Below are 18,607 nucleotides of genomic sequence, written 5' to 3'. Positions count from 1 at the left end.
AAAACACGCCGGTCAGGTGCCATGACAACATGATGGCCGTGCCGAGACCACGTACCCCGCTGGTAGCCATGGTCGGCGGTGGGCAGTTAGCCCGGATGACCCACCAGGCCGCCATCGCGCTGGGGCAAAGCCTGCGCGTGCTGGCTAACACCACCGACGAACCGGCGGCTCAGGTCAGCCCCGACGTGGTGGTCGGCTCCCACACCGACCTGGAGGACCTGCGCCGGGTCGCGGTCGGCGCCACCGCACTGACCTTCGACCACGAGCACGTACCCACCGAGTTGCTGGAGAAGCTGGTCGCCGAGGGTGTCAACGTGCTGCCGCCGCCGCAGGCGTTGGTGCACGCCCAGGACAAGCTGGTGATGCGGCGGCGCCTGGAGGCCCTCGGTGCGCCGGTGCCGCGCTACCTCGGCATTGAAGACGCAGACGCTCTCGGTGAGCTGGACGGGTTCGCGGCAGAGGTGGGCGGCTCGCTGGTGGTCAAGGCGGCGCGCGGCGGCTACGACGGCCGCGGTGTGCAGCTGGCGCGTGATCTTGGCCACGCCCGCCAGATCACGTCCGACTACCTGGCCGCCGGGGTGTCGGTTGTCCTCGAAGAGCGGGTGGCGCTACGGCGCGAACTGTCGGCGCTGGTAGCCCGATCACCGTTCGGCCAGGGGGCGGCGTGGCCGGTGGTCGAGACGGTGCAACGCGACGGTATCTGCGTGCAGGTGATCGCGCCCGCACCGGATCTGTCCCCGGACGTGGCCTCCGACGCCCAGCAGCTGGCGTTGCGGCTGGCCGGCGAGTTGGGCGTCGTCGGCGTGCTGGCCGTCGAGCTGTTCGAGACCACCGATGGTGCCCTGTTGGTCAACGAGCTGGCGATGCGGCCGCACAACTCCGGGCACTGGACCATGGACGGGTCCCGCACCAGCCAGTTCGAGCAGCATCTGCGGGCGGTGCTGGACTACCCGCTGGGTGACACCGAGGCCGTCGTGCCGGTGACGGTGATGGCCAACGTGCTGGGTGCGCCGCAGACCCCGGCGATGAGCGTCGACGAACGCATTCACCACCTGTTCGCCCGGATGCCCGACGCGCGTGTCCATCTCTACGGCAAGGCCGAGCGTCCCGGCCGCAAGGTCGGGCACGTCAACCTCCTCGGCACGCGGGCGGTCGGCGCCGATGGCCTCGCCGAGCTGCGCGAGCGTGCGGAGCTGGCGGCACACTGGTTGTCTCACGCGCAATGGACGGACGGATGGGATCCGCATGAATAACCCGACTCACCCCCCACGCGTCGGGGTGATCATGGGCAGCGACAGCGACTGGACGGTGATGCAGGACGCCGCCATGGCGCTGACCGAGTTCGGGGTCGCTCACGAAGTCCGGGTGGTCTCGGCGCACCGCACCCCGGCGGTGATGTTCGACTACGCCGGCCGAGCGGCCGATCGTGGCCTCCAAGTGATCATCGCCGGGGCCGGTGGTGCGGCACACCTGCCGGGAATGGTCGCCTCCGCGACGCCGTTGCCGGTGATCGGTGTGCCGGTGCCGTTGGCCCGGCTGGACGGGCTGGACTCGCTGCTGTCGATCGTGCAGATGCCGGCCGGTGTTCCGGTGGCGACGGTGTCCATCGGCGGTGCGCGCAACGCGGGACTGCTGGCGGTCCGAATGCTGGGTTGCTCCGACCCGGAACTCCGGGACCGGATTCTCGCGTTTCAGGAGGAGCTGGCCCAGAGTGTGCGGGCCAAGGATGCGGAACTGCAGAGACTTGCGGGTAAGTTAAGCCGCGACTAGCAAGGAGGCCGGAGATGGCTGGATGGGCCGGAAACCCGTCGTTCGATCTGTTCCAACTGCCGGAGGAACACCAGGAGTTGCGGGCGGCGATTCGCGCGCTGGCGGAGAAGGAGATCGCCCCGCACGCCGCTGACGTGGACGAGAACTCCCGCTTCCCGCAGGAGGCCTTGGACGCGCTCAACGCGTCGGGCTTCAATGCCGTGCACGTGCCGGAGGAATACGGCGGTCAGGGCGCGGACTCGGTGGCGGCCTGCATCGTCATCGAGGAAGTGGCCCGCGTGGACGCCTCCGCCTCGCTGATCCCCGCGGTCAACAAGCTGGGCACCATGGGCCTGATCCTGCGCGGCTCGGACGAGCTGAAGAAGCAGGTGCTGCCGTCGATCGCGGACGGCACGGCCATGGCCTCCTACGCGCTGAGCGAACGCGAGGCCGGCTCGGACGCGGCGTCCATGCGCACCCGGGCCAAGGCCGACGGCGGCGACTGGATCCTCAACGGTGCCAAGGCGTGGATCACCAACGGCGGCAAGTCGAGCTGGTACACCGTGATGGCGGTGACCGACCCCGACAAGGGCGCAAACGGTATCTCGGCGTTCATGGTGCACATCGACGACGAGGGCTTCACCATCGGTCCCAAGGAGCGCAAGCTCGGCATCAAGGGCTCACCCACCACGGAGTTGTACTTCGAGAACTGCCGGATCCCGGGCGACCGGATGATCGGCGACCCCGGCACCGGGTTCAAGACGGCGCTGGCCACCCTGGACCACACCCGCCCGACCATCGGCGCACAGGCGGTCGGCATCGCCCAGGGTGCGCTGGACGCCGCGATCGCCTACACCAAGGACCGCAAGCAGTTCGGTCAGTCGATCAGCGACTTCCAGGCCGTCCAGTTCATGATCGCCGACATGGCGATGAAGGTGGAGGCCGCCCGGTTGATGGTCTACTCGGCCGCGGCGCGCGCCGAGCGGGGTGAGGGCAACCTGGGTTTCATTTCCGCGGCGTCGAAGTGTCTGGCTTCGGATGTGGCCATGGAGGTCACCACCGATGCCGTGCAGCTGTTCGGCGGCGCCGGCTATACCGTCGACTTCCCGGTCGAGCGGATGATGCGCGACGCCAAGATCACCCAGATCTACGAGGGCACCAACCAGATTCAGCGCGTGGTGATGTCCAGGGCGCTATTGCGCTGACCGCGCCGAAGTGGACGCCACGCAGTCGGCGCTTCACGAGAAAGACCCATTCCAACCGCCTACGATCCACCTGAGGACAAAGTCCCCGCGATTGAGCAGCCAGTCGGGGAGGCAACGAAAGCAGGGCCGGTGCCGGCGCACCGGCCGTGCCCTTCGCGTTGTCCACCCACGAATATCTGCACTGCCCAGGGGGGTGTGATGTGACAAGCGCAATCGCGCGTGCACGCTCACGTGTGACGGGTCCTTGACGGCGGTGGGCGATCCAGTGGCTCAAGCGGCGAGTTGGCAGTCGCTGTCTTTGCTGTTGGTCGAAGACGACCGCGCCGACGCGGTGCTGGTCGAAGAACTCATCGCCGACACCGTCGCCGACATCGAGGTGGTGTGGGCGCAATCGATGGAGCACGCCGAGCGCCAACTCGCCTCCGCCCGCCCCGACTGTGTCCTGCTCGACCTCAACCTGCCGGACGCGAACGGCATCGACGCGTTGGACCGCATCCTCAAGAGCGATGCCACCGTGCCTATCGTCGTGCTGACCGGTTTCAACGACGAGTACTTCGGTGCGTCCGCGGTCGCCGCCGGGGCGCAGGACTACCTGGTCAAGGGCCGCGTCGAGCCGGAGATGCTGCGGCGGGCGCTGTTCTACGCGATCGAGCGCAAGCGCGCGGAGTTGATCGCCGCCGACCTGCACGCCAGCCAGCTGCGGGCCCGCGAGAACGCGCTGCTGGAAAGGGGCCTGTTGCCCTCACCGCTACTGCTGGACAACCCCGGCGTCGACATCGTCGCCCGGTACCGGCCCAGCCGCGAGAACGCCCTGTTGTGCGGCGACTTCTACGACGTGGTGCAAACCCCCGACCGGGTCACCCACGTGCTGATCGGCGATGTCGCCGGCCACGGTCCGGACGAGGCGGCGCTGGGCGCGGCATTGCGGATCGCTTGGCGCACACTGACTTTCGCCGGAATCGCCGGGGTCGATCAGATGCGTCAGCTGGAACGGGTGCTGCACGCCGAACGCGCCGACAACGGGGTGTTCGCCACCGTGCTGAGCCTGGCGATTCCGGCCGAGGGCGCAATCACCTCAATCCGCGCGGGTCATCCGGGGATGTTGCTGCACGGCCCGGGTTCGGTGGAGTGGATCGAGCCGCCGTTCGGACCGGCGCTGGGCCTGCGGGGCAGCCACTGGCCACAACACGAGCTGGATCTGCCCGCCGGTCACGGGTTGCTGCTGCTGACCGACGGACTCTTCGAGGGTTACGCGGGCCGGGGTAGCCGGCGGCTCGGTGAGGACGGCTTGCTGGCGCTGGCGCGTGGCCATGCGCGCTTGGGCGCCGCGGAGTTCGTCGACGCGCTCATCGACGGAGCCCAGGAGCTGGCCCAGCCCCAGGGCGGGCTTACCGATGACATCGCCGTGGTCCGGGTGGAGCGGACCGACCGCTCGTGAGGAACGATGCGTCGGGTTCGCTGCCCAACCAGCGGCTGACCGTGCGGGGCTGGCTGGTCGTCGTGCTGTCCACGATGGGGGTACTGGTACTGCTGGGTGCGGTGGTCGGCGCGGTGCTGCTGGATCGCACCGACCAGGTGTCGCAAGAGCTCAGAGATGACATTCAGCCGTCGCGCGTGTCGGCGTATCAGCTGCAGTCGGCGCTGCGTGATCAGGAGACAGGGCTGCGTGGTTACCTGATCTCCGCCGATCGGCAGTTTCTCACCCCCTACTACGACGGAGTCAACGCCGAGCGGGCGGCCGCCCAGGATCTCCGGAAGCGGCTGAGCCGGCGGCCCGATCTGACCGCCGACCTGGACGCCATCGAGACGACCGCCGCCAACTGGCGCCGAGACTACGCCGAGCCACTCATCGCGAGTGTGGCACCGAACGCGCCCACGGTGGTGCCGGGTGCCGCGGCGGCACTCGGCAAAGCCCAATTCGACTACCTGCGTGCACTGTTCACTACCCAGAATGCGCACTTGGCCGCGGCCCGCGACCGGGGGGCCGCCCAACTGCTGCGCATGAACGACTGGCGGGACAGGGTGCTGGGCGCCATGGTGCTGTTCTTTTTCGCCACCGCCGCCCTGCTGGGGTTGCTGGTGCAGCGTGCGGTCACCCGTCCGCTGGCCGCGCTGGCCGCGGTCTGCCGGCGCATCACCGACGGCCATTTCAACGACCGCATCGAGCCGCCGCCCCGGCCGGCCGATGTCCGGGGCATCGCCGTCGACGTGGAGAACATGCGGCAGCGGATCGTGGCGGAACTCGACGCGTCCCAGGAAGCCCAGCGCCAACTCGACGAGCAGGCCGCCGAGCTGCGCCGGTCCAATGCCGAGCTCGAACAGTTCGCCTACGTGGCGTCGCACGATCTGCAGGAACCGTTGCGCAAGGTGGCCTCGTTCTGCCAGCTGCTGGAGAAGCGCTACGGCGACCAGCTCGACGAGCGGGGCATCCAGTACATCGACTATGCCGTCGACGGCGCCAAGCGCATGCAGGTGCTGATCAACGACCTGCTCAGTTTCTCCCGGGTCGGCCGCCTGAACTCGAAGTACACCGAGGTGGAACTGGAGACGGCACTGGATTCCGCGGTCGCCAACCTCGCCACGGCGATCGAGGAATCGGGCGCCGAGATCGTGCGCCCGAAGCCACCGCTGCCGCGAGTCTGCGGTGATCCGACGCTGCTGACGATGTTGTGGCAGAACCTGATCGGCAATGCGGTGAAGTTCCGGCGCGAAGACCGCGCACCGCGGATCGTCATCGATTGCCGCCCCGGTGTCGACCGTCAGCGCGACCACTGGGTGTTCAGCGTGTCCGACAACGGCATCGGCATCCCGGAGGAGTTCGTCGGCAAGGTCTTCATCATCTTCCAGCGCTTGCACGGCCGGGACACCTATGGTGGAACAGGGCTGGGGCTTGCGATGTGCAAGAAAATTGTCGAACACCACGGCGGGACCGTCTGGATCGACACCTCTTACACCGATGGAACCCGGTTTGAATTCACGCTGCCCATCGCTGAACCCGACGCTGAGGCCACTGGAGAAGGAGTGCACGAATGACATCGCCCGGCCGCGCAATCGATATCCTGCTCGTCGAAGACGACCCTGGGGACGAGTTGATCACCCGGGAAGCGTTCGAGCACAACAAGCTCAACAACAGGCTGCACGTGGCGCACGACGGCGAGGAGGGCCTGAACTACCTCTACCGGAGGGGCGCCTACGAACACGCGCCGCGGCCCGATCTGATCCTGCTGGACCTCAACCTGCCGAAATACGACGGCCGGCACCTGCTGGAGAAGATCAAGTCCGATCCCGAGCTGAGTCGCATCCCGGTCGTCGTGCTGACCACGTCCTCGGCCGAGGAAGACATTCTGCGCAGCTACAAACTGCACGCCAACGCCTACGTCACCAAGCCGGTGGATCTGGACCAGTTCATGAACGCGGTCCGGCAGATCGACGAATTCTTCGTCCAGGTGGTGCGCCTACCCAACGCCTGACGTCGCTGCTTCCGGGGTTTTCTCCGGAGCGTGCACGATGCCGTGCTGGTCCACTTCGTGCACGTGCACGGTCGCGAAATCGAAGAAGATGCCGACGACGCGCAATTGCCCGGCGGCCACCAGGGGCGCTATCAGCGGATGGCGGTTGAGCCGTTCCACCTGGACAGCAACGTTCACGATGGCCAATTGGTCCAGTTCGCTGAAAGCGAAGCCGTTCAGGGTGCTGCTGACGCGTGCCGGATGGTTGTCCCGATATGCGTGGTAGCTGTCATCCGCGTACGCCAGCCACTGGCGGATGGGGCGATCCGGTGCATCGGTGCCGTCGTCGAGCAGTACTTGCATGGCCCGACACGACGAATGTCCGCACACCACAACCGATTTGACGCCGAGTTGGTTGACGGCGAAGTCCAGGGCGGCGTCCACCGAGTGTTCGGCCGGATCGGTCGGCACCAGGTTGCCGACGTTGCGGACGATGTAGAGGTCGCCGGGCCTGCTGGCGGTGATGGTATCCGGCAAGATCCGGGAGTCGGCGCAGGTGAGGAACAACGCGTCCGGGTTCGGCGAACTGACCAGCTCTGCCACGTGGTGGTGCAGCGTGCGGACCCCTTTGCGGTGGTATTCCCGGACGCCGTCCAGGATCGACGCGTCGGCACCTTCGCCGTTGCGGTCGCGCCGCGACGGCCACGGCGCCTCGCGCAGTGAGCGGGCCGTGTAGTGGCGTTTGGGTGGGCTGCTGTGCGCACTGGACATATTCGCGGGCGAGGTCTCGACGATGTCTACCGTTCCGCCGGTCGCCTCGTGGGCGATCTTCCAGTCCGAGATCGCTTCGGAGATCGAGTGGTCGATGTAGTCGGCGTTGAGGTGCAGGGTGATGTCGGAGCCTGGCGGCAGCGTCGACAGCACGTTGGTCAGCCGTGGTAGTAGCAGGAAGCTCAAGGTGCCGTCGATGTCGACCTGCCACTGCTTGGATGTTCCGCCGACCGGCCTGGCTTCGATCGGCGCACGGATCACCCGCACCAGCAGGAAGCCGATCGCGATGGCCAGTCCGATTGCCACACCCTCGAGCAGGTTGAGGAACACCACACACAGGATGGTGATGGCGTAGATCACGAAATTGCCGGTCCGCACCGCGACCTGGACGTGCGCCAGCTTGATCAGCTGAATGCCGATCACGATGAGCAGCCCGGCCAGTGCGGCCTTGGGGATGAGCTCGACCAGGCTAGTGAGCAGTGACGCGAACAGCAGGATCCAGACGCCGTGCAGCACCGCCGATGTGCGGGTACGGGCACCCGCGGCCACGTTGGTGGAACTGCGCACGATGACCCCGGTGACCGGCAATCCGCCCAGCAGGCCGGACACCAGGTTCGCGCTGCCCTGCCCGATCATCTCCCGGTTGAAGTTCGTCCGCGGGCCGTTGTGCAGCTTGTCGATACCGACCGCCGACAGCAACGACTCGACACTGGCGATCAATGCGACTGTCACCACGCCCAGGGCCACCGCGCCGATCTCTTGCGTCCACGGGTGTCCACCCGGCGCCATCGGCGGCAGTTGCGGCAAGCCGATAGCTTGGAAGAAACTGCCCGACAGGTTGATCCGCTCGACCTGCAGGTTCACCAACAGCGACAGCGCCGTAGCCGCGAAGATGGCCACCAGGGCACCCGGGACGAACCTGACCTTGGGCGGCAGTTTCGGCCACAGCAACAGGATGGCGATCACGACACTGCCCACGATCACTTCATGCAACTCGTGATTGAGGATGCCGCTGGGCAGTGCCTCGATGTTCGCCCATGCCGAGCTACGCGACGATCCGCCCAACAGCACGTGGAACTGCTGCAACACGATGGTGACGCCGATGCCGGCCAGCATCGCGTGCACCACTACCGGCGCGACGGCCAGCGCGGCACGCGCCACCCGCACCAGACCCAGCAGGATCTGTACCGCGCCGGCGCAGACGGTGATCACACAGGTCATGCCCCAGCCGAAGTCTTCTATCAATCCCGCCACCACGACCGTCAGGCCGGCAGCCGGACCGCTGACCTGCAGCACCGATCCGCCGATCGATCCGGCGATGATGCCGCCGCTGACGGCGGCGATCAAACCGGCCATCAGCGGTGCTCCCGAGGCGATCGCGATACCCAGCGAAAGGGGCAGCGCGACCAGGAAGACGACAAGTGATGCCGGCAAGTCGTGCCGCAGGTTCACGAGAAACGTCTGGACCCGGGACGCCCCGGTGGATCCGTTCACAGCGCTGCTCATGAAACTCCTCGTGGCCGGTGCGTGTTCAGGCAATCGGACCGGCGTTAACGGGCGGGGTCGATCGGGTGTCCATGGGTCGGAACCAGGCATTCGGCCACATCTGCGTCGAGCTAATTATGTGAATCCCGCGACCGACGTCTGACCAAATACTCCATGCACGCCTCGGCTATCCGGCAAACACCGGGCAGTTTCATGGGCAATTCAAAGAAAGCGTTTCGCAGCGTCCCGGCTGCGCCGCGAACCTTGGTGTTCGGTGTGCGTCGCGGTTCAGCCGTTCGTGCCGGCTGTGCCCAGGAACAGGTCATTATGCTGACCGACGGCCGGCGGCGGCTCGGTGACCCTGGCGTCGAAGCTCGAGTAACGCGCCGGGGTGCGAATCACCGTCACCGCGGCGTCCCCGCTGCCCACCTTCAGCGAAAGGTCGTTCTCGGCGAACAACGGCGTGTCGACCACCTGCTTCCAGGTGTAGGCCAGGCAGGCCATCAAGCCCCCTTCCTGCAGCAGCTGCACCCATTCCGCGGCGGTCTTCGCGGCCAGCGCCGATTCGAGTTCGTCGGTCAATTGGGGATAGTTGATCGCCCGGGAGCGCTGATCGGCGAACCGTTCGTCGTCGATGAGGTCGGGTCGGCCGATGATCTGGCACAACTTCGCCCAGTGTTTGGGCACGTATGCGCTGATGACCAGGTAGCCGTCGGAGGCTTGGTAAGCGTCGGACGGCTGGGTGGCAAAGCCCACCCCCTTGCGCTTCTTCGCCGGCGATGTGGCCGGCTTGGATGTGGGTTGCCCGGCGGGCTTGTTCAGGTGGATGGTCAGCTGGTTGGCCTGCAGGCTGACGGCGACGTCGTACATCGCCACCTGCACCAGGTCGCCCACCCCGTGCCGCTCCCGATTGAGCAGCGCGGCCAGCACCGCCTGGGCGAGCACATGCCCGCTGGCGTTGTCGACGAGCTGGAACGGGATGATCTGCGGTTTGCCGCTCGGCGTGGCCATGCCCGTACACATGCCGGCCTCGGCGGCCACCATCAGGTCGACGCCGGGGCGGGTGCCGTTCGGGCCGTTTCCGCCGAACGCGCTCAGGCGCGCATAGATCAGTCTGGGGTTTCGCGCCCGCAGTTCGTCGGGACCCAGGCCCAGGCGTTCCATGACGCCGGGCCGAAAGCCCTCGAGCACGACGTCGGCGGTATCGGCCAGCCGCAGGACCTGGTGTCGGGCGGCCTCCTCGGTGAGGTCCACCGCCACCGATTTCTTGCCCCGGTTGTTGGGCAGAAAGTAGGTGGCCAGCGGCGGGCGGCCGGGCAGTACGGAGGTGAGCCGCCGGGACTGCTCGCCACCCGGAGCCTCAATCTTGACGACCTCTGCGCCCAGGTCGGCCAGTATCTGGCCGGCCAGGGGCCCGGCGACGTTCTGGGTGAAGTCGAGTACCCGGTAGCCGTCCAGGGGCTTGGCGGAGTTCGGCATCAGCTGGACCTTCCTACCTGCAGCACCGCAGTGCAGTAGTAGTTCTCGGTGAACATGGTTTCGTCGGTGGACCGGCCGGTGGCGTGCGGCCGAAATCCGTTGGCTACCAGCAATTCGTTGAGCGGGGTCCGCGTGACGTCCCACCCGTGTCGCTGAAGGTACGTCGCGACGTCGTTGCGGTCGCCCGGGTAGCCCAGCCGGTCCATCTCGACGTCCAGCCCGTGCTCGTACCACCGGCCGAAGATGGCGTCGTACAGCTCCCGGCTGGCCGGGGCGCTGAAGAAGACCTCGGCCACCAGCCGGCTGCCCACTGCGCTGAGCGCCGAGATGTTGTCCAGCAGCAGATCCTGGCCCGCCGGCGGCAGGTACCCGAAGAGTCCCTCGGCGGCCCAGGCGCTGGGGCGGCCGGCGTCGAACCCGGCCCGGCAAAGCGCCGACGGCCAGTCATGGCGCAGGTCGACCGGGACCGGGCGCACGTCGGCGGTGGGAGTGGCGCTCAGGGCGGCCAAAGTGGCGGTCTTGAACTCGATGACCTGGGGGACGTCGATCTCGAAAACGGTCGTCTCCCGGGCCCACGGCAGCCGGTAGCCGCGTGCGTCGAGGCCGGAGGCCAGGATGACCGCCTGACGGATGCCGGCGGCCTGGGTGGCGGCGAAGAACTCGTCGATGTGGCGGGTGCGCGCCGCCTGCTGGTCGGTCATGCGCTGCATGCCCCACGGGGCGTCGGGAAAGTCGACGTCCGCGGTATCCAGGTCGCCGCACGCCCAGCGGGTGAAGAAGTCGATGCCGACCGCGCGCACCAGCGGCTCGGCGAAGGGGTCGTCGATCAGTCCTGCCCGGTCGGCCCGGGCGCGTCCGGCCGCCACCATGGTGGCCGTGGCACCCACACTGAACGCCAGGTCCCAGGTGTCGTCGTCGGTGCGCATCACCAGCACACTAACTCCCGGCCCCGCCCGCGACGATCGGTGCACGCCCGGTGTCCGTACCGCCGCTAGCATCGTGGAATGGAAATGGCGACTGGCGCCCATGATCACGACGTCTGCGGCGCTGCCCCCGCCGCGCCACTGCCCGACGGCTGGCAGCGCAACGTCGTATGGGCCCGCCGGCTCGCATGGGTCAGCCTGGCGGTGTTGCTCACCGAAGGCGGCGTGGGATTGTGGGAGGGCCTGACGGTCGGATCGGTGGCACTGACCGGCTGGGCGCTCGGCGGCGCATCCGAGGGCCTGGCCAGTGCCATGGTGCTGTGGCGGTTCACCGGCGACCGCATTCTGTCGCAAACCGCAGAGCGGCGCGCCCAACGCGGGGTCGCGCTGTCCTTCTGGCTGGTGGCGCCCTACGTCGCCGCCGAGTCGGTGCGTCATATCGTCGGCGGCCAGCATGCCGAGACCTCGGTGATCGGCATCGGACTGACCGCGCTGGCCCTGGTGCTGATGCCGGTGCTCGGCTGGGCCAATCATCGGGTGGGCGCGCGGCTGCACTCCGGCGCGACCGAGGGCGAGGGCACGCAGAACTACCTTTGTGCCACGCAGGCGGCCGGGGTGCTGATCGGCCTGGCGGTCACCGCCGCCTGGCCCGCCGGGTGGTGGATCGATCCCGCGATCGGGCTGGCGGTGGCCGGCGTCGCCGTCTGGCAGGGCGTGCTGGCCTGGCGCGGTCAGGACTGTTGCTGACTGATCCAGCCTGACTAATCCAGCCGGTAGCGGATCAGCCTGGAACTGTTGGCCACCACGGCCACCGACGACGCGTTGTGCAAGATCGCGGCCAGCACCGGTGACAGGGCGCCCCCCGCACCGATGAGCAGCCCGGCCGCGTTGACCGCGATGGACATCCCGTAGTTCTCCCGGATGACGTCCACCGCGCGGGCGCCCAGGTCACGCACGTCCAGCAGGCGGTGCAGGTTGTCGTTGGCCAGTGCGACGTCGGCCGTCTCCACCGCAACATCGGTGCCGGCCAGGCCCATCGCGATGCCGATGTCCGCGGCCGCCAGCGCCGGCGCGTCGTTGATGCCGTCGCCGACCATCCCGACGACGTACCCGTCGTCCTGCAGTTGGCGCACCACCTCGAGCTTGTCCTCGGGCATCACCTCGGCGCGCCACTCGTCGATGCCCAGTTCGTCGGCGACCACTTCGGCGATGTCGGGATGGTCCCCGGTCAGCATGACGATCCGGCGAACTCCGCTGTCGCGCAGCCGGGTCAGCACCTCGGCGGCCTCCGGCCGCACCTCGTCGCGCAGGCTGATCAGCCCGACCAGCACACCGTCCACGGCCAGCAGCAGCGGCGTCTCGGCCTGGCGGCGCAGCCTGCCGACCCACTCCTGCGCCTTCTTGGACACCTTGACCTTCTCGGCGCGCAGCAGGCCGGGACTGCCCAGCAGCAGGGTGCGGCCGTCGGCCCAGGTTCGCATGCCCAGACCGACCAGCACCTCGCACTCCTCGTGCGGCGGGATGCTGATGTGGCGTTCCTCGGTGGAGCGGATCACCGCCTCGGCCAGCGGGTGGCGCGAGTGGATCTCCGAGCTGGCGGCGTAGGCCAGTACCTGTTCGGGCTCCCAATCCTTGTGCAACGAAACGATATTCGTCACCACCGGGCGGCCGACGGTGAGCGTTCCGGTCTTGTCGAAGACGATCGCGTCCACCCGGCCGGCCTGTTCGAGGTGTGATCCGCCCTTGATCAGGATGCCGCGGCGCGCGCCGTTGCCGATCGCGGCGCTGATCGCCGTCGGGGTGGCTAGTCCCACCGCGCACGGGCAGGCGATCAGCAGCATGGTCATGGCGCGCCGCACATCGCCGGTCACCAGCAGGGTCAGCGCCGAGACGACGAACGACGTCGGCACGAACCGACGGGAGAAGTTCTCGCCGACGGTCTGGATAGGGGCCCGATCGTGTTGTGCCTCTTCGACTCTGGTGATGATGCGGCCGATGGTGGTCTGGTTTCCGACCGCCTGGGCGCGCACCACCAGACGCCCGCGTATCACCACCGAACCAGCGTGCACGCGCGCTCCGGCCGTGACGCTCACCGGCAGATTCTCGCCGGTGATCGCGGACTGGTTGACCACGGCCTCACCCTCGACCACTTCGCCGTCGACCGGGATCGCGACATGGTCGTGCACGACCACCTGGTCACCGATTTCCAGCGTGTCGATCGGCACTTGCACCTCGGTGCCGGCATCGGGCCCTTCGGTGAGCCGGACCCAGGCGGTGTCCTGGTTGCCGCGCAGCAACTCCGAGATGGCCCGCCGGGTCCGGCGCAACGTCAGATCCTGCAGGTACTCGCCGATGTTGAGCAGCCACAGCACGGTGAGGGCGACGACGTTCTCGCGCAGGATCAGGCTGGCCACGGTTGCCGCGGAGACCAGTGCGTCGGTGCCGAGCTTGCCCGACCCCACCGAGCGCAGGGCGCCGCGCAAGAACGGGTAGCCGGTGAAAATGGTGACCCCGGTGGCCACCATCCGGCCGCTAGGCCCCAGCAGCGGCGGCCGCGCGAACACGTAACGGCGCACGCCGAGCAGGGCCAGGGCCACGCCGCCGATCACCATGCGCAGCACATCGGCGTTGCGAATCTCCTCGGAATGGGGTGAGCGTGTCGGGATCAGTTCGGCGGCGACAAGAGCCGCGCCGGTGATCGCATCCAGCACGGCCGCGCGGTCGCAACGTTTGGGGGAGTACCAGACGACGACCGAGCCCGTGCGCGGGTAGGCGTGGACGACGCGGACACCGTTGCACTTGGCGACGGCGTCCTCCACGGCGACGGCGCGCCGCGAATCGGAGCGGACCCAGTCCACCCGAACCCGCATCCGCCCGGCCGCGTCGGAGATCACCTGCAGCGCGGGGTCGGTGGCCGCGGCGAGATCTGGTACCAGCGCGAGGGCCATGGCTCAGTGGTCGTGGTCGTGGACGTCGCCGACGGCCGGGGTGGGTGCCTCCTCGCCGATGCGCTCACGGGCCTCGGCCATCACGTCGGCGATCTTGAGCCGGGCCGACTCGGCGGCCACCTCGGCCTTGCGGGTCCCGCGCAGGCCCAGTTCGGCTGTGGCAACCGCGGTTTGGTGCAGCGGCGCCTTCTTGGCCGCCTTCTTGAGCACCTCGTAGGCGGTCACGCCCGCCAAACCGGTGATCACCGTCGAAGCCGCCTTCGCCAAGAGCACCTGCACAGCCATGGTTGGAATCCTTTCCCGTCGTGTTCCCGTCGCGACCGACAGTAACATTGAAATATTGCAATATCAACATGTGTCGTGAGGTGTCGCGCCTGCGGGACTCTACATCTGGCGGGCCATCCTCGCGCTTTACCGCAGCGCGCCGCAGTGGTAGCGAGTCAGGGCGCTGTGCCCGGCGCCGCGCTGCACCGAGACTGTAGATCTGGCGGGCCGTACTCGCACTTCCGCGCCAACTTTGCAGGCTGGGAGAACCCGGCTACAGGACCTTGGTCACCTTTTCCATCTCGATCCGCCGTGGCAGCGCCGACGGATCGGGATTGGCCACCTGGACCAGCGATGCGCCGACGGACAGCACCGCCAGCAGCCCGTCGACCAGGTGCTGCGGCCGTGCCCAGGACGCGGTGGACAGCACCCGATCGGTGGCCGTCAGACCTTGCATCGCCGCCGATTCGGCGCAGGCGGCGACCAGCTGGCCGACCGACTGACCGGCCAGAGCCGGACCGGGCCGGGGCTCGGGCACGATCTGGTCGCCGTGCACGCGCACCGCGGTGGCGTAGTCGGTGACGCCGATCGGCAGATCGGGGACGGGGCGCCCGAACGGGTCCAGCGACAGCACCGCGACCTCGCCACCGGAGACGGCGGCGTCGGCCTCGTCCAGCCGGTCGGCCGTGCACAGCGCGATATCGGCCGGACCGTCCAGTACCGCCTCGGCGCCGATCCACCACACCCCGAACAGCACCGCCGCCGTCTGCCAGTGCGCCGGGAGCAGCACGCCGATCCGGCTGTCCGGCCCGGCGCCCAGCTCGTCGCGAAACAGGTTGGCGGTCTTGGCGGCCCAGTTGGCCAGCGTCACGGCGGACAGCTCGATCCGTTCGCCGTTGGCGTCGTCGTAATACGTGATGCGCGGACCCACCGGGTCGGCGCGCAGCAACGGGTCCAGTATCGCCCCGGAGAGTGTCGGGTTCAGTTGATGCACTCCGGATTCTCCGAACCCGCGGTAAGGATCGGCGACGGTGCCGGCACGTTGCTGTTGACCGATCCGACGGTGGCGGCCCGCGCCGCCGTCGGCGTCGCGCCGTCGAGCCCGGAGCCCGGGCCGGTGTAGTCGTTGGCCAGCACCACCCGCACCTGCCCGGCCGGAATCGAGGAGTCGGCCACGACGGGCAGCCCGCCCAGTTGCCGGGCGACCTCCTGGGCACCCAGATCGTCGGTCTTGGCGGAGCGCACCTGGCTGTTCTTGACGTGGCCGCCCTCGTTGTTGCCGGCCGATCCGGCGGTGAAGCCCTTGGCGCTCAGCACATCCAGCACCGCCGAGGCCAGTCCGTTGATGTCGGTGTCATTCATCACGTTGACCGTGGTCTTGCCCGGTGTGAACGCGAGTTCCTCGGTCTTGCCCTGGTCCTGCTCGTGCAGCAGCCCGCCGACCCAGTCCTGCACCGCATGCGCGTCCACCCGCACCACGCTCTGCATGCCGTCGTCGCTCCAGCCGGCGCCGTCGAGCACGGGAATGGTGGCGAACGCGACGTTGCCGCCGGTCAGCTTGGACACCTGCTGGACGAAATCCATGATGTCCCACCCCGCGGACAACACCACCGACCGCTGTACGGCCTGTTCGAGGCGCTTTAGCGTGGCCGGGCTGGACAGCGTCTTGCCGGAGATCACCCGGTGGGCCAGCGACGCCATCACCGCCTGCTGGCGCACCACGCGGTCGAGGTCGCCGCGCGGCAGTTCGTGGCGTTGGCGGACGAAGCTCAGCGCCTGCGGGCCGTTGAGTCGCTGCCGGCCGGCCGGAAAGTCGGCGCCCGAGAGCGGTTCGTACACAGCATCTTTCAAGCACACGTCGACTCCACCGAGGGCGTCGGCGATCAGGGCGAAGCCGAGCAAGCCGATTTCGGCGTAGTGGTCGACGGTGACGCCGGTGAGGTCGGCCACCGTCTTGATCAGCGCCTCACGCCCGGCCTCGGTGCCCGCGGTGGCGGCTTCGGCGGCCGAAGCGCCGGCCTGTACCAGGCTGGTCCGCTTGATCTCGCGGGTCTGGCCGTAGACGCCGTTGATCTTGGTCTTGCCCAGGCCGGGGGCCGAGACGTAGGAGTCGCGGGGAATCGAGATCGCCGTCGCCGACTTCCCGTTGTTGGGAATCCGCACCAGGATGATGGTGTCGGTGTTGGTCGCTTCCTCGTCGCCGGCGCGCAGCGTGGCCAGCTCCTCGGCGGTCAACGGGTTGCCGTGCGCGTCGGTGCGGCTGTCCAGCCCGACCAGCAGGATGTCGATGGCGCCGTCGTCGGCGCCGTGGCCGAGTGAGGGTGACGACATGTGGAAGATGCCGTCCTCGAAAGACCGGACGTTGCTCCAGGCCACCCCGGTGCCGAGCACCACCACCACGGCGAGGGCGGTGCACATCACACGAGTCACACGAGCCACACTTTGCGCAGGCATCACTGTAGGCTACTTGTGCAACAGCCGCTTTCCGGGTAGCCGGGCTCGGCGTGCCAGACTCGGAGCATGTCGAGCGGGCCGGAACGGCTAGTGGTCACGGGTGCCGGGGGGCAGCTGGGCACCCTGGTGACCGCGCGGGCCGCCCGCGTGGGTCGCCCCGTGCTGGCCAGAACCTCGACGCAGTTCGACATCACCGACCCGTCCGCGGCGGACGGGCTGGTCCGGGCCGGCGACGTCGTCATCAACTGCGCGGCCTACACCGACGTCGACGGCGCCGAGAGCGACGAGACCGGCGCGTACGCCGTGAACGCCACCGGGCCGGAGCACCTGGCCCGGGCCTGCGCGCGCGTCGGCGCCCGGCTGATCCACATCTCCACCGACTACGTCTTCGACGGCGACTTCGGAGACTCGGACCCGCGGCCCTACGAACCGGACGACCGCACCGGCCCGCAGGGCGTGTACGCCCGGAGCAAGCTCGCCGGGGAGCGGGCCGTCTTGGCGGCGCTGCCGGAAGCCGTCGTGGTGCGCACCGCCTGGGTGTACACCGGCGGGTGCGGCAGAGGCGACTTCGTCGCCGTCATGCAGCGGCTGGCCGCCAGGGATGTCGCTGCCGGTCCTATCAAAGTCGTCGACGACCAGACCGGTTCGCCGACCTACGCCGCAGACCTGGCCGCGGCCCTGCTGGAGCTGGCCGGCAGCCCCGTGCGGGGCCGGCTGTTGCATGTCGCCAACCAGGGCGTGGTGTCCCGTTACGAACAGGCCCGCGCGGTATTCGAGGAGAGCGGCGCAGACCCCCGGCGGGTGCAGCCGTGCAGCACCGCCGAGTTCCCGCGGCCGGCGATGCGGCCCTCTTACTCCGCACTGTCCGGCCGGTCCTGGGCCGCCGCCGGCCTGACGCCATTGCGGCCCTGGCGCGAGGCGCTCAACGCGGCGCTGACGGCGGCATCCGATCGACCGTTACCCTCTACGCGTGAGTGACGTGCTGCCGGTCGTCGCGGTGACCTATTCGCCGGGCCCGCACCTGGAACGGTTCCTGGCGTCGTTGGCGCTGGCCACCGACCGGCCGGTCGGCGTGGTGCTGGCCGACAACGGCTCCACCGACGGCGCACCGGAGGCGGCCGTCGAGCGCTACCCGAACGTGCGGCTGATGCCCACCGGCGCCAACCTGGGATACGGAACGGCCGTCAACCGTGCGGTCGCGACGCTGCGCGACGGCCAGTGGGACGACGAGTGGGTGATCGTGGCGAACCCCGATGTGCAGTGGGGCCCGGGCAGCATCGACGCCCTGCTGGACGCGGCGGCCCGCTGGCCGCGCGCCGGCGCGCTGGGCCCGCTGATTCGCGACCCGGACGGGTCGGTGTACCCCTCGGCGCGCCACCTGCCCAGCCTGGTCCGCGGCGGCATGCATGCGGTGCTCGGGCCGGTCTGGCCGCGCAACCGGTGGACGCGCGCCTACCGTCAGGAGCACCTCGATCCCAGTGAGCGGGAGGTCGGCTGGCTGTCCGGATCGTGTCTGCTGGTGCGGCGGTCGGCGTTCGACCAGATCGGTGGCTTCGACGAGCGCTATTTCATGTACATGGAAGACGTCGACCTCGGCGACCGGCTCGGCAAGGCCGGCTGGCTGTCCGTATATGTGCCGTCGTCCGAGGTGTTGCATCACAAGGGCCACTCGACCGGACGCGACCCGGGCCGCCATCTGGCCGCACACCACCGCAGTACCTATATCTTCCTGGCCGACCGGCACCCTGGGTGGTGGTGGGCTCCGCTGCGCTGGACGCTGCGGGCATCCCTGGCGGTGCGTTCGCGCGTGATGGTGCGCAATGCCCTGCGCCGGTCGCGCCGCGTGTCTGGAAAAGAACTGGCAGAAGGGCGGCGCTGAG

The 18,607-nt window shown here is 68.7% G+C and carries 16 protein-coding genes; 9 read left to right on the top strand and 7 right to left on the bottom strand.

Annotated elements, in window-relative coordinates; translation table 11 throughout:
* The first annotated feature begins 29 nt into the window (after positions 1-29).
* The 6 genes from AC5Y7D_RS19480 (at position 30) to AC5Y7D_RS19455 (ending at position 6,424) form a co-directional block, all read left to right on the top strand.
* Positions 30-1,253 carry a 5-(carboxyamino)imidazole ribonucleotide synthase gene (locus AC5Y7D_RS19480; RefSeq protein ID WP_499926821.1) on the top strand — a complete coding sequence of 408 codons (1,224 nt, stop codon included), beginning with the start codon at positions 30-32 and terminating at the stop codon, positions 1,251-1,253.
* The gene (purE, locus tag AC5Y7D_RS19475; RefSeq protein ID WP_499926819.1) at positions 1,246-1,770 is read left to right on the top strand and encodes a 5-(carboxyamino)imidazole ribonucleotide mutase; all 525 of its coding nucleotides are present in this window, start codon (positions 1,246-1,248) and stop codon (positions 1,768-1,770) included. The genes AC5Y7D_RS19480 and purE overlap by 8 nt, the downstream gene beginning before the upstream one ends.
* Positions 1,771-1,784: 14 nt before the next feature.
* Positions 1,785-2,954: an acyl-CoA dehydrogenase gene (locus AC5Y7D_RS19470; RefSeq protein ID WP_499926817.1), complete on the top strand. Its 1,170-nt coding sequence runs from the start codon at positions 1,785-1,787 to the stop codon at positions 2,952-2,954.
* A 292-nt stretch (positions 2,955-3,246) separates the two neighbouring features.
* Positions 3,247-4,392: a PP2C family protein-serine/threonine phosphatase gene (locus AC5Y7D_RS19465; RefSeq protein WP_499926942.1), complete on the top strand. Its 1,146-nt coding sequence runs from the start codon at positions 3,247-3,249 to the stop codon at positions 4,390-4,392.
* Positions 4,393-4,466: 74 nt separating this feature from the next.
* Entirely contained in the window at positions 4,467-5,987 is a 1,521-nt protein-coding gene (locus AC5Y7D_RS19460) for a sensor histidine kinase (RefSeq protein ID WP_499926941.1), read from the top strand.
* On the top strand, positions 5,984-6,424 hold the full coding sequence (locus AC5Y7D_RS19455; RefSeq protein ID WP_499926815.1) for a response regulator: 441 nt from the start codon (positions 5,984-5,986) through the stop codon (positions 6,422-6,424). The genes AC5Y7D_RS19460 and AC5Y7D_RS19455 overlap by 4 nt, the downstream gene beginning before the upstream one ends.
* Here the strand turns inward: AC5Y7D_RS19455 and AC5Y7D_RS19450 are convergent.
* The 3 genes from AC5Y7D_RS19450 to AC5Y7D_RS19440 all read right to left on the bottom strand — a co-directional run bounded on the left by AC5Y7D_RS19450 (position 6,410) and on the right by AC5Y7D_RS19440 (position 11,067).
* Positions 6,410-8,680 carry a SulP family inorganic anion transporter gene (locus AC5Y7D_RS19450; RefSeq protein WP_499926813.1) on the bottom strand — a complete coding sequence of 757 codons (2,271 nt, stop codon included), beginning with the start codon at positions 8,678-8,680 and terminating at the stop codon, positions 6,410-6,412. The genes AC5Y7D_RS19455 and AC5Y7D_RS19450 overlap by 15 nt on opposite strands.
* Before the next feature lie 267 nt (positions 8,681-8,947).
* Positions 8,948-10,138 (bottom strand): CoA transferase, encoded by a 1,191-nt coding sequence (locus AC5Y7D_RS19445; protein ID WP_499926812.1) that lies wholly within the window; start codon positions 10,136-10,138, stop codon positions 8,948-8,950.
* On the bottom strand, positions 10,138-11,067 hold the full coding sequence (locus AC5Y7D_RS19440; RefSeq protein WP_499926940.1) for an SAM-dependent methyltransferase: 930 nt from the start codon (positions 11,065-11,067) through the stop codon (positions 10,138-10,140). Before AC5Y7D_RS19440 ends, AC5Y7D_RS19445 begins: the two co-directional genes overlap by 1 nt.
* Before the next feature lie 81 nt (positions 11,068-11,148).
* On the opposite strand from AC5Y7D_RS19440, the gene AC5Y7D_RS19435 reads away from it, so the two are divergent.
* Positions 11,149-11,808, top strand: coding sequence for a cation efflux transmembrane domain-containing protein (locus AC5Y7D_RS19435; protein WP_499926938.1), 660 nt, complete (start codon positions 11,149-11,151; stop codon positions 11,806-11,808).
* A 14-nt stretch (positions 11,809-11,822) separates the two neighbouring features.
* Here AC5Y7D_RS19435 and ctpC read toward each other — a convergent pair whose 3' ends face one another.
* The 4 genes from ctpC to AC5Y7D_RS19415 form a co-directional block, all read right to left on the bottom strand.
* Complete coding sequence (ctpC, locus tag AC5Y7D_RS19430; RefSeq protein ID WP_499926810.1) at positions 11,823-14,009, bottom strand: manganese-exporting P-type ATPase CtpC; 2,187 nt, start codon at positions 14,007-14,009, stop codon at positions 11,823-11,825.
* A gap of 3 nt (positions 14,010-14,012) precedes the next feature.
* Positions 14,013-14,294: a DUF1490 family protein gene (locus AC5Y7D_RS19425; protein WP_499926807.1), complete on the bottom strand. Its 282-nt coding sequence runs from the start codon at positions 14,292-14,294 to the stop codon at positions 14,013-14,015.
* Positions 14,295-14,547: 253 nt separating this feature from the next.
* Positions 14,548-15,267: a TIGR03089 family protein gene (locus AC5Y7D_RS19420; RefSeq protein WP_499926806.1), complete on the bottom strand. Its 720-nt coding sequence runs from the start codon at positions 15,265-15,267 to the stop codon at positions 14,548-14,550.
* Positions 15,255-16,730 carry an LCP family protein gene (locus AC5Y7D_RS19415; protein ID WP_499926804.1) on the bottom strand — a complete coding sequence of 492 codons (1,476 nt, stop codon included), beginning with the start codon at positions 16,728-16,730 and terminating at the stop codon, positions 15,255-15,257. Before AC5Y7D_RS19415 ends, AC5Y7D_RS19420 begins: the two co-directional genes overlap by 13 nt.
* Positions 16,731-16,793: 63 nt before the next feature.
* On the opposite strand from AC5Y7D_RS19415, the gene rfbD reads away from it, so the two are divergent.
* Both rfbD and AC5Y7D_RS19405 read left to right on the top strand, forming a co-directional pair.
* The gene (rfbD, locus tag AC5Y7D_RS19410; RefSeq protein ID WP_499926802.1) at positions 16,794-17,705 is read left to right on the top strand and encodes a dTDP-4-dehydrorhamnose reductase; all 912 of its coding nucleotides are present in this window, start codon (positions 16,794-16,796) and stop codon (positions 17,703-17,705) included.
* Positions 17,698-18,606: a glycosyltransferase family 2 protein gene (locus AC5Y7D_RS19405; RefSeq protein WP_499926800.1), complete on the top strand. Its 909-nt coding sequence runs from the start codon at positions 17,698-17,700 to the stop codon at positions 18,604-18,606. The genes rfbD and AC5Y7D_RS19405 overlap by 8 nt, the downstream gene beginning before the upstream one ends.
* Position 18,607 lies beyond the last annotated feature (1 nt).

The sequence above is a fragment of the Mycobacterium sp. NGS49 genome (assembly GCF_059812565.1).
This window is presented reverse-complemented; position numbering and strand designations above follow the sequence as displayed.